Raw genomic sequence first — 9,280 nt, 5'->3', positions numbered from 1 at the left:
GGTGTTCCGCCATGCGTAGAAATAGCGCCGCACCGTCGACACTGGCGGAAAGCATCGATCGGCTTACCCGCAGTCTCGCTGACTTTGCCAAGATCGTCGAGATCCTCGACAAAGCGGGCGCCAGCTTTGTCTCGATCACTCAGTCGTTCAACACGACCACCAGCATGGGACGGCTAACGCTCAACATGCTGCTAAGCTTCGCGCAGTTTGAACGCGAAGTGACCGGCGAGCGGATCCGCGACAAGATCGCAGCGTCCAAACGCAAGGGGCTCTGGATGGGTGGGCCCGTCCCGCTTGGCTATAACGTCGAGGCGCGCAAGCTGGTGGTCAACAAGACCGAGGCAGACCTCGTCCGACATATCTACCAGCGCTATCTGGAGCTCGCCTCGGTGGTCGAACTGGCCGAGGCGCTGAACCAGGCAGGACATCGCACCAAGCTTCAGGGGCGCACCAGCGGCCCGCACCGAGGCGGATGTCTTTTCCGGCGCGGAACGCTCTATCACTTGCTGTCGAACCGGGTTCATCTCGGCCAGATGGTCCACAAGGGCGAGCATTTCGCCGGCGAACATGCCGCCATAATCGACGAAGACTTGTGGAATGCGGTTCAGGCAAAGTTGCAGGCCAACGCCTCGGGGACATCGCGGCGCTTGCGCAGTCAGCAGCCAAGCCTGCTGGTCGGCCTCGTGTTTGACGGAGAGGGCAGGGCGATGACCCCGAGCCACGCTACCAAGCCCGGTAAGCGGTATCGCTATTACATCACCCGCGGCGATCAATTCGATGATAAACCAGCATGGCGCGTCTCTGCGCACGACCTCGAGCGGTTAGTCTGTGATCGACTCGGTGAACTGCTGACAGACAAGCAGTCGCTCTGTGATCTGACCAGGTACGCTCCCGCCGATGTCGTCCAGCACTTGCTGGCCAGGGCAGACCTCGCCGCCACCACCCTACGGAGCGGGCCCGCAGCGGATCGAGCTGTTTTGCTTACGGGTTCCATCACGCGCATCAACTTGAAAGAAGAGGCGATCGACCTCACAATCGACCCAGCCTGTCTGTTCAAAGCACTGGGGATGGACGCCAGCGTCGAGGTCCCGACTCGGTCGCTGCTCCTGACGTTTCCCGCTATGCGCATACGGCGCGGGCATCAGATCCGCTTGGTGATCCCGGGTCCGCAAGTCTTCGATAGCACTCGCGCTTCACGCGATGAGAAGCTCGTTACCCTGATCGCCGAAGCGCATCAGGCTCGGCAGATCCTCCTTGCGCACCCGGATCAATCGATCGCTGCCATCGCTGCGGCCCATCGTCGGTGCCGCACGCGCCTCAGCAAGCTTTCAGCCTTGGCGTGCCTAGCGCCAATTATTGTTTCCGCCATTGTCGAAGGGCAGCAGCCGCCCACGCTCACCGTGCGGATTTTGCAGGCAATCGACCTCCCGCTCGATTGGCCCGCTCAGCGCGCGCTGCTTGGTTTCGGCTGAGCCCAAACCCCCATAATTCAATTGCAGTCACGATTTGGGCGCTAGAGACGGGGGCCGTGTCGAGCACCAATGTTGCCCCTAGCATTACAGTTGCATTTTAGATTTGACGTGAGCTTTACGTGCAGCGGCTTGGTGGGCACGTCTCCAGCATGACCATGCAATGATATAGGCAGGCTGGATGCGGCGCTGTGCGAGCCGGATGGCGATGCGGCGTACTTCCTGTATCGACCAGCGGATCAGATCCGGATGATTCTGGTCCTCAGTCTTTTTGGGGGCGTCACGGTGTTCGCGCGACAGCGGATGACTGCCATCATAGCGAACGCCAGCATCACGAGGGACACATGCCGGTGCCAGCCATGCCAGGATCGGGTCTCGTTGTGGTCGAGCCCGAGTTCGTTCTTGGTGGTCTCGAAGCTGTCCTCGATCGCCCAGCGGTGACCCTCGACGGCGACTAGGGCCTGGATGCCTGTTCCGGCGGGACACCACGTCGTGAAAAACGCGATTTCGCCGCCACTTATGGTGCGGCGGAGCAGCAAGCCACGGGTCCACAGGCCGGATTTCGTCTCGTCATATTCGTCGGCATGGAGATCGGCGAGTTCGAGGTACGCCCAGTCGTGAAGCCGCGCACCTTTCGTGCCCTCGCCGGCCGAAAGACGTTGCCATGCGCAAGGGGCAAGATCGCGAGCAATTTCCGCAGCAGTGCCAGCGATTGCTGGCTTGCCTGCCCATGAGCCAAAATGATGATCGGACCTGACGCCCAGCACATAGCCTTTGCAAGCACGCCGCAGCGCCTGCTCGACGTCGCCAACACCATAAACCGCGTCCGCTGCGACCCAGGAGAACGGGACGTCTGCCGAGATAGCCCGGCGGATCATCTGCACCGCCAGCGCCGGCTTGGTGGCAAATGCCGTGTCACTGGGAACATGAGCCGCGGCGAGCCGTGCGGCATCACCAGTCCAGCTTTTCGGCAAATACAAAGCGCGGTCTATGAAAGCATGGCCACGCGTGGACACATAGGCTGCAAAGACGCCGATCTGGCAGTTGGTGATCTTGCCGGCAGAGCCAGTATATTGGCGTCCCACGCCGCACGATGCCTTGCCCTGCTTGAGAAAGCCCGTCTCATCGATCACCAGAACCGCGTCGTCAGCGCCAAGATGTTCGACCACATAGCCGCGCACGATGTCGCGCAATTCATCGGCATCCCAACGGCCGCGACCCAGAATGGCTTGCTGGCGCCAGGGTCCGGGATCGCCTGCTGCTTCAGCCCGCATCCACCCCGTCTTGCGGCGCTCGTCACCCAGCAACCCATCAAGGAAAAATCCGGCCGAAGCCGCCACACGCTCTTGCGTGAACAGCCCGCTCATCCGAGCCTTTACATCCCTCAAAGAAGAAGCCCAAAGCTCCAGCGTCGTCTCGATCGATGCACCCATCACCACAGCCTCCTACCATGGAGACCCATTGATTCAGACTTCGATCAACTATGCAACTGTAATGCTAGGCTGCCAGTCTCCGACTGCACCCACAATTGCAGCGCGCGGGAAATGCCGCAGAACTGCGCCAGTTCTCGCGACTGATCGCGCGGGGCCTCCGGTAGGGGAAGCGATTCAGAAATGAGTGGTGCGGCCGAGAAGACTCGAACTTCCACGGGCTTTCGCCCACAACGACCTCAACGTTGCGCGTCTACCAGTTCCGCCACGGCCGCACGTAACATCGCCGGGCACGCCCGGCAGCTGGTAGGGGAGCGCCCCTAGCAAAGGCTTGCGCGGGGCGCAACGCCAATCGCGCCCTATCGGCAACGATGCGATCCGGCTAGCACGCCGCGATGTCCACACCGCGCCGCTCCCTTTGGTCTGCCGAGACGCGCCGCTTGCTCGCGCTGGCCTGGCCAGTGATGCTCACCAGCCTCAACTGGACGATCCTGAGCGTGACCGACATCGTCGTCGTCGGGCTGACCGGAACCGATCAGGTCGCGGCGCTCGGCGCGAGTCGCGCGCTGACCTTCGTGACGATTGTCGCCGGGCTGGCGTGGTTGTCGGGGACGTTGGTTTTTACGGCGCGCGCCGATGGGGCGGGGGATTTGCCGAAGACGGGCGCGACGCTGCGCGACGGGTTGGTGCTGGCGGTCCTGCTCGGGTTGCTCGGGGCGCTGGGGTTCGGACTTTTTGCCGAATCGCTGCTCGGCGGGATCGGCGTTGCCCCCGCCTTGGTCGTGCCGGCGGCGCGCGTCGTGCGCGTCATGGCTTTGTCCTATCCCTTCCAGCTGACGATGATCGCGGCAAGTTTCTTCCTTGAGGGGATCGCGCGACCGCAGCGGGTGATGGTGGTCAATCTGGCGATCCTGCCGCTCAACGCGCTGCTCGCCTGGGCGTGGTCGGGTGGGCATCTCGGTTTCCCTGCGCTGGGCGCGGTCGGCGCGGCGGCAGCGACGGCAACCGCCTCGGCGATCGGCGCGGTGCTGATGCTCGCGGCGGCCTGGACGACGCCGCGCGCGCGGGAACGCGGTGTTCGCGACATGTCGGCGGTGGCGTGGGCTGCCGCGGTGCCCGGGGCGGTCCGGTTGGCGACGTTCGGCGCGATTCCCGCGCTCGCCTCGGGGCTGGAGCTGGCCGGTTTCTCGATCCTGATCGCGCTATCGACCGGGTTCGGGCCGGTGACGGCGCATGCGTTTCAGATCGTCTTCTCGGTGCATAACGTCACATTCGGCGTCGCCTTGGGGCTTGGGTCGGCGGCGGGCGTGCGCGTGGGCAATGCCGTGGGCGAGGGGACACCCGCGCTGGCGATCCCGCGCACGCTGATCGCGGTCGGGCTGGCGGCGGTGTTCACCGCTTTGCTGGCGGTGCTGATCGTCGTCGCACGCGGGCCGATCGTCGCGGCGTTTCCAGCAGCGGCAGGCGTCCACGAGATAGCGCTGGCGATGTTGCCGATATGGGCGCCGTTCATTCTGTTTGATGGCGTGCAAGTGGTGATCGTCTATGCGCTGCGCTCGCTCGGCGATCAGGTTGCGGCGGGGGTGAACAGCATCGCGGCGTTCTTCGTCGTGACCGGTGGGGCGGGCTGGCTGCTGGTGCACAGCGGCGCAGGGCCGATTGGGCTGGTCTATGCCTCGGGTCTGGGCATGATCGCTGCGGCCGCCTTGCACGGCGCGCGCTTCGGCCTGGTCAGCTGGCGACTTCGCCGGAAAAGCTGAGCACCAGTTCCTGCGCGTTGACCGGTACGTCGATTTTCGCGCTGTTGAACTGAATTTGCGCTTTGGGCGCGAGCGTCGCTGCTTCGGGCCGGATCATCCAGCTGAACACGATCCGTTTCTGTGCATCGCGCAAATCGGCGCGAATGTCGGGGATCGCCTGGCGTGTGTCGGTTGGGTTGAGCACCGACCCGCTGACCGCGAAAATCTCATTGCCGTTGAAAGTGTGCCGGTCGACCGGCTTGGAGACGAGCTTGAGCGGGGTCGGCGCGACCGGGCGGAACAGGTCGCGCGCAAAGCCGGGGGCGTCCGAATAGGCCAGCCCGCCGACGCCCGCGAGCATCGCCGTCCCGGCGGCGACGGCAGCCATCGTCCAGCGCCGCGCCGGGTTGCGGCGCGGGCGGAAGGGCGGTTCGTGCGCGAACGCGTCATATTCGGGATAGGTGCCGGGGGGCGCGATCTGTGGCGGCAAGGGGGCAGGGGTGGGTTCGGCCGGAAATGCCAGTGGCGCGGGCGCGACCGTCAGATTTTCGGCGCGTGCGACCAGATCGAGCATCGGAACGCCGGCCTGAAACCAGCTATGCTTGCAGCTGGCGCAGCGCACTGTGCGTCCGTCCGCCCCGATCGACGAGTCGGGGACGAGGTATCGCGTGCGGCACTCGGTGCATTCGAGGATCATGGGTGCGTCTTGGCTCCGTTCGCGGGCGCTGGCAACATGGTGAATCTACGCAAGGTAGCGCAGGCTAGGCAAGGGTTCGCGCACCTGCGCGCTTGTCGCCGGTGTCGCGATCGTGCGATGCAGAGCGCGGGGCATCAAACACTAAAGCGAGCAATGCGCGCCGCCATGGCGAATATCGTCCAGTTTGAGAATGTGGGGCTGCGCTACGGCAGCGGCCAGGAGACGCTGTCCGACGTCAGCTTCACGCTGTCGAGCGGTGCGTTTTACTTTCTGACCGGAGCAAGCGGCGCGGGGAAAACCTCGTTGCTGAAGCTGCTCTATCTGTCGCAACGCCCGACGCGCGGCAGCATCAAGCTGTTCGGCGAGGATGCCGTGACATTGCCGCGCGCGCGCTTGCCCGGGTTCCGGCGGCGGATCGGCGTGGTGTTCCAGGATTTTCGGCTCGTCCCGCATTTGTCGGCCTATGACAATATCGCGCTGCCCTTGCGCGTATCGGGCGTGCCCGAAAGCGATGTCGAGGCGCCGGTGCGCGAAATGCTCGCCTGGGTCGGGCTGTCCGACCGCGTCGAGGCGAAGCCGCCGACGCTGTCGGGCGGCGAGCAGCAGCGCGTGGCGATTGCGCGCGCAGTGATCGGCCGCCCCGAAATCCTCGTTGCGGACGAGCCGACCGGCAACGTCGATCCCGACATGGCGGAACGGCTGCTGCATTTGTTCGATTCGCTCAACCGGCTTGGCACAACGGTGGTGGTGGCGACGCACGATTTCCATCTGCTCGGGCGGATCCAGAACGCGCATATGATGCGGCTCGACAAGGGCCGGTTGCTCGATCCGACCGGATCGCTGCGCTTTCCCCCACCCAATGCGACTTCGGGCAGTCCGGAATGAGCGTGGCGATGATCGCATCGGTGGCGGAGCGACGCTTGCTCGACGAGAGCCGCGGCACGCGCGCCATGACCTGGATCATGGCGATCATGCTGTTTCTGACGGTGCTCGCCGCGGCGCTTGGGCTCGGTACGCTCAGCGCGGCGTCGTTGCTTGACCGGCAATTGGCCGGGCGGTTGACGGTGCAGATCGTCGAGGCGGTTGACGCGAAGCGCATCGGCCAGACGACGCAGGCGCTCGCAGCGTTGCGCGCCAGTCCGGAAGTGACGCGCGCGGTCGAGGTCGATCATGCCAAACTCGCCACGCTGTTACGCCCATGGCTTGGCGCCGACGGGGCCGATCCCGATTTACCGATCCCGGCGATGATCGATGTCGATCTGGGCGTGGCGAGCGATGCGGCGGTCGCGCGGGTCAGCGCGGCGGTGCGCGCGGCGGCGCCGTCCGCGCGAATCGACCGGCACGAAAGCTGGATGTCGCCGGTGCGCGATTTCATGGCGATGGTGACGTGGCTTGCCGCCGCCCTCGTCGTGCTGATGGCGGCGGCGACCGCGGCGGTGGTGATCCTCGCCGCGCGCGCCGGGCTCGAGACGCACCGCGCCACGATCGAAGTGCTGCACATGCTGGGATCGACCGATGTGCAGGTCGCGCGGCTGTTCCAGCGCCGGATCGCGATCGATACCTTGCTTGGCGGGGTGATCGGGACGGTGATCGCGATCGGCGTGATCGCGTTGGTCGGCGTGCAGTTAACGGCTTTGGGATCGGATTTGCTCGCGGGCCTCGCCTTGAGCCTGCGCGACTGGGTCGTCCTTGGCGGGTTGCCGGTCGCCTTTGCCGTGCTCGCCACGCTTGCGGCGCGGCAAGCCGTCCTCACCACGCTCGGCCGCTATCTGTGATCGTCCGGGTCCTTGCCGGCTTGGTGCTGCTCTATCTGGCCGGATTTGGGATCTATCTGGCGACGATGCCGACACCGCTCGCCGGGCCCAAGACCGATGCAATTGTCGTGCTGACCGGCAGCGCGGGGCGAATCGACCGCGGCTTACGCTTGCTTGAGGCGCATGCGGCGCAGCGTATGTTGATCAGCGGGGTCGCGCCCGAAGTACGGCCGAACGAACTGGCGCACGAATATAAGGTCAGCCCGGCGCTGTTCCGCTGCTGTATCGACCTTGGCCATGAGGCGGTCGATACCCGCTCGAACGCGGATGAGACGGCGGACTGGCTGCGTTCGCACGATTACAAGACGGTGCGGCTGGTGACCTCCGACTGGCATCTGGCGCGCGCAAAGCTTGAGTTGGTAAACGCGCTCGACGGGGATGCCACCGTGGTCGGAGACGGCGTGCCGAGCAGCCCGCGCTATGCCGTGTTGCTGGGCGAATATAACAAGTTGATCGTGCGCAAAGCCGCGTTGCTGATCGGGCGTGGGTCATGAACGGCCTGCGCAACTTGCTGTTCAAGCTGCTTTTCTATGGCGGATCGGTGCCGATCGTGCTGACCACGCCGATTTCGGCGCTGATCGGCTGGCGCGCGCTGGTCGCGCATACGCATTTCTGGACGCGCTGGCACGGTTGGACGACGCGCCACATCCTCCACATCGATCAGCGGATCGAGGGGGGGCGCTTTGGGGACATGGCGTTCGGCGGCGCGCCGGTGCTGTATGCCGCCAAGCATCAGTCGATGTACGAAACGCTCGAACTCGGGCGGATGCTGCGCAACCCGGCAATTGTGATGAAGCAGGAATTGGCCGACATCCCGGTGTGGGGCTGGTCGGCGCGGCGCTATGGCGTCATCGTCGTCGATCGCGAGGCGTCGGCGGGGGCGCTGCGGCGGATGTTGCGCGAGGCGCGCGCGGCGCTGGCGGCAAACCGCTCGATCCTGATCTTTCCCGAGGGAACGCGCGTGTCGCCCGGGGAGCAACCGCCGCTGCGCGCGGGGTTTGCCGGGCTCTATCAAATGCTGAAAATTCCGGTGGTCCCGGTGGCGATCGACAGTGGGAAGGTCTGGCCCAAACACGGGCCCAAGATCCCCGGCACCGTCACCTTCCGCTTCGGCGAGCCGATCCCGCCCGGTCTGCCGCGCGACGAGGCCGAGCGCCGCGTGCATGCCGCGATCAATGCGCTGGATGTGCCGCAGGGCTAATCGTGCGTGCGGCCGAAATCGGGGGCGGGATCGTCCTGCCCCTGTTCGATGATGCCGCGGCGGATCGCGCGGGTCTTGCTGAACAGATCGAACAGTTCGTCGCCCTTGCCCCAGCGGATCGCGCGTTGCAGCGCGGACAGATCCTCCGAAAAGCGTTGCAGCATTTCGAGCACGGCTTCGCGATTGGCGAGGAACACGTCGCGCCACATCGTCGGGTCGGAGGCGGCGATGCGGGTGAAATCGCGGAAACCGCCCGCCGAATATTTGATCACTTCCGATCGCGTGACCTCTTCCATGTCGGAGGCTGTGCCGACGATCGTATAGGCGATGAGATGCGGCAAATGGCTGGTAATGGCGAGCACGCGGTCATGATGATCGGGTGCCATCGTCTCGATGTCCGCGCCCAATCTGCGCCAGAATTCGGCGACACGTTCGACCGCCAGCGGGTCGGTCCCCTCGGGCGGGGTGAGGATGCACCAGCGTTTATGAAACAGCGTGGCGAACCCTGCGTCCGGCCCGGAGCGCTCGGTCCCGGCGACCGGATGCGCGGGGACGATCGTCGCGCCGGGCAGCGCCTCGGTCAGCGCGCGGACGACCTCGGCCTTGCAGCTGCCGACATCGCTGACCACCGCGTCGGCGGGCAGATCGGCGGCAAACGCCGCCGCCGCCGCGCCCATTGCGCCAACCGGCACGCACAGGATGACGAGGTCGGCGTCGATCACCGCCGCCCCGCTGCTGTCGGCGACATCGTCGAACAGCTGAAGCGCGTCGGCGGTCGCGCGGACGTCCGGGTCGGCGTCATAGCCGGTCAGCCGCACGGTCGGCATCGCCACGCGGGTGGCGCGCGCGATCGACGATCCGATCAGGCCGATGCCGATAATGGTGACGCGGGCGAAGGGCAGCATGGCGCGGCGTGTGGCGGATGCTCCG

Annotated in this window: 9 protein-coding genes and 1 tRNA gene; 6 read left to right on the top strand and 4 right to left on the bottom strand. The window is 65.4% G+C overall.

Annotation, left to right across the window (positions count from 1 at the left end; genetic code table 11):
* On the top strand, window positions 1-1,472 hold a 1,472-nt coding region (locus tag ABWP09_RS04680; RefSeq protein ID WP_353203996.1), incomplete at its 5' end, for a recombinase family protein.
* A gap of 236 nt (window positions 1,473-1,708) precedes the next feature.
* On the opposite strand, the gene ABWP09_RS04675 is transcribed toward ABWP09_RS04680, so the two are convergent.
* On the bottom strand, window positions 1,709-2,902 hold the full coding sequence (locus tag ABWP09_RS04675) for an IS701 family transposase (RefSeq protein ID WP_353203999.1): 1,194 nt from the start codon (window positions 2,900-2,902) through the stop codon (window positions 1,709-1,711).
* 185 nt (window positions 2,903-3,087) lie between these two features.
* Window positions 3,088-3,174 (bottom strand) — tRNA-Leu (locus tag ABWP09_RS04670).
* Between the two features lie 120 nt (window positions 3,175-3,294).
* On the opposite strand from ABWP09_RS04670, the gene ABWP09_RS04665 reads away from it, so the two are divergent.
* Window positions 3,295-4,659: an MATE family efflux transporter gene (locus ABWP09_RS04665; RefSeq protein ID WP_353203995.1), complete on the top strand. Its 1,365-nt coding sequence runs from the start codon at window positions 3,295-3,297 to the stop codon at window positions 4,657-4,659.
* On the opposite strand, the gene ABWP09_RS04660 is transcribed toward ABWP09_RS04665, so the two are convergent.
* Window positions 4,631-5,335 carry an MJ0042-type zinc finger domain-containing protein gene (locus ABWP09_RS04660; RefSeq protein ID WP_353203994.1) on the bottom strand — a complete coding sequence of 235 codons (705 nt, stop codon included), beginning with the start codon at window positions 5,333-5,335 and terminating at the stop codon, window positions 4,631-4,633. The two genes, ABWP09_RS04665 and ABWP09_RS04660, sit on opposite strands and share 29 nt — an antisense overlap.
* 165 nt (window positions 5,336-5,500) lie before the next feature.
* Between ABWP09_RS04660 and ftsE the strand changes: the two genes are divergently transcribed.
* From ftsE to ABWP09_RS04640, 4 genes are read left to right on the top strand one after another with little or no spacing between them, the layout of a single operon-like run.
* Window positions 5,501-6,220: a cell division ATP-binding protein FtsE gene (gene ftsE / locus ABWP09_RS04655; RefSeq protein ID WP_353203993.1), complete on the top strand. Its 720-nt coding sequence runs from the start codon at window positions 5,501-5,503 to the stop codon at window positions 6,218-6,220.
* Complete coding sequence (locus ABWP09_RS04650) at window positions 6,217-7,110, top strand: cell division protein FtsX (protein ID WP_353203992.1); 894 nt, start codon at window positions 6,217-6,219, stop codon at window positions 7,108-7,110. The genes ftsE and ABWP09_RS04650 overlap by 4 nt, the downstream gene beginning before the upstream one ends.
* On the top strand, window positions 7,107-7,643 hold the full coding sequence (locus ABWP09_RS04645; protein WP_353203991.1) for a YdcF family protein: 537 nt from the start codon (window positions 7,107-7,109) through the stop codon (window positions 7,641-7,643). The genes ABWP09_RS04650 and ABWP09_RS04645 overlap by 4 nt, the downstream gene beginning before the upstream one ends.
* A complete protein-coding gene (locus tag ABWP09_RS04640) occupies window positions 7,640-8,350 on the top strand; it encodes a lysophospholipid acyltransferase family protein (protein ID WP_353203990.1) in 711 nt (236 codons plus the stop codon). The genes ABWP09_RS04645 and ABWP09_RS04640 overlap by 4 nt, the downstream gene beginning before the upstream one ends.
* Here ABWP09_RS04640 and ABWP09_RS04635 read toward each other — a convergent pair.
* Window positions 8,347-9,255 (bottom strand): prephenate/arogenate dehydrogenase family protein, encoded by a 909-nt coding sequence (locus ABWP09_RS04635; RefSeq protein ID WP_353203989.1) that lies wholly within the window; start codon window positions 9,253-9,255, stop codon window positions 8,347-8,349. The genes ABWP09_RS04640 and ABWP09_RS04635 overlap by 4 nt on opposite strands.
* Window positions 9,256-9,280 lie beyond the last annotated feature (25 nt).

Origin of the sequence: Sphingomonas sp., from assembly GCF_040398505.1 — a bacterium.
GTDB lineage: Bacteria > Pseudomonadota > Alphaproteobacteria > Sphingomonadales > Sphingomonadaceae > Sphingomonas.
The sequence above is the reverse complement of the archived record's forward strand: the minus strand, read 5'-3'. Positions and strand labels throughout refer to the sequence as shown.

What these genes read in the sequence shown, in the direction of transcription:
- ABWP09_RS04650 (WP_353203992.1), top strand. Translation starts at nt 6,217, where the DNA reads ATGAGCGTGGCGATGATCGCATCGGTGGCGGAGCGACGCTTGCTCGAC.
- ftsE (WP_353203993.1), top strand. Translation starts at nt 5,501, where the DNA reads ATGGCGAATATCGTCCAGTTTGAGAATGTGGGGCTGCGCTACGGCAGC.
- ABWP09_RS04675 (WP_353203999.1), bottom strand. Translation starts at nt 2,902, where the DNA reads ATGGGTGCATCGATCGAGACGACGCTGGAGCTTTGGGCTTCTTCTTTG.
- ABWP09_RS04665 (WP_353203995.1), top strand. Translation starts at nt 3,295, where the DNA reads ATGTCCACACCGCGCCGCTCCCTTTGGTCTGCCGAGACGCGCCGCTTG.
- ABWP09_RS04640 (WP_353203990.1), top strand. Translation starts at nt 7,640, where the DNA reads ATGAACGGCCTGCGCAACTTGCTGTTCAAGCTGCTTTTCTATGGCGGA.
- ABWP09_RS04635 (WP_353203989.1), bottom strand. Translation starts at nt 9,255, where the DNA reads ATGCTGCCCTTCGCCCGCGTCACCATTATCGGCATCGGCCTGATCGGA.
- ABWP09_RS04660 (WP_353203994.1), bottom strand. Translation starts at nt 5,335, where the DNA reads ATGATCCTCGAATGCACCGAGTGCCGCACGCGATACCTCGTCCCCGAC.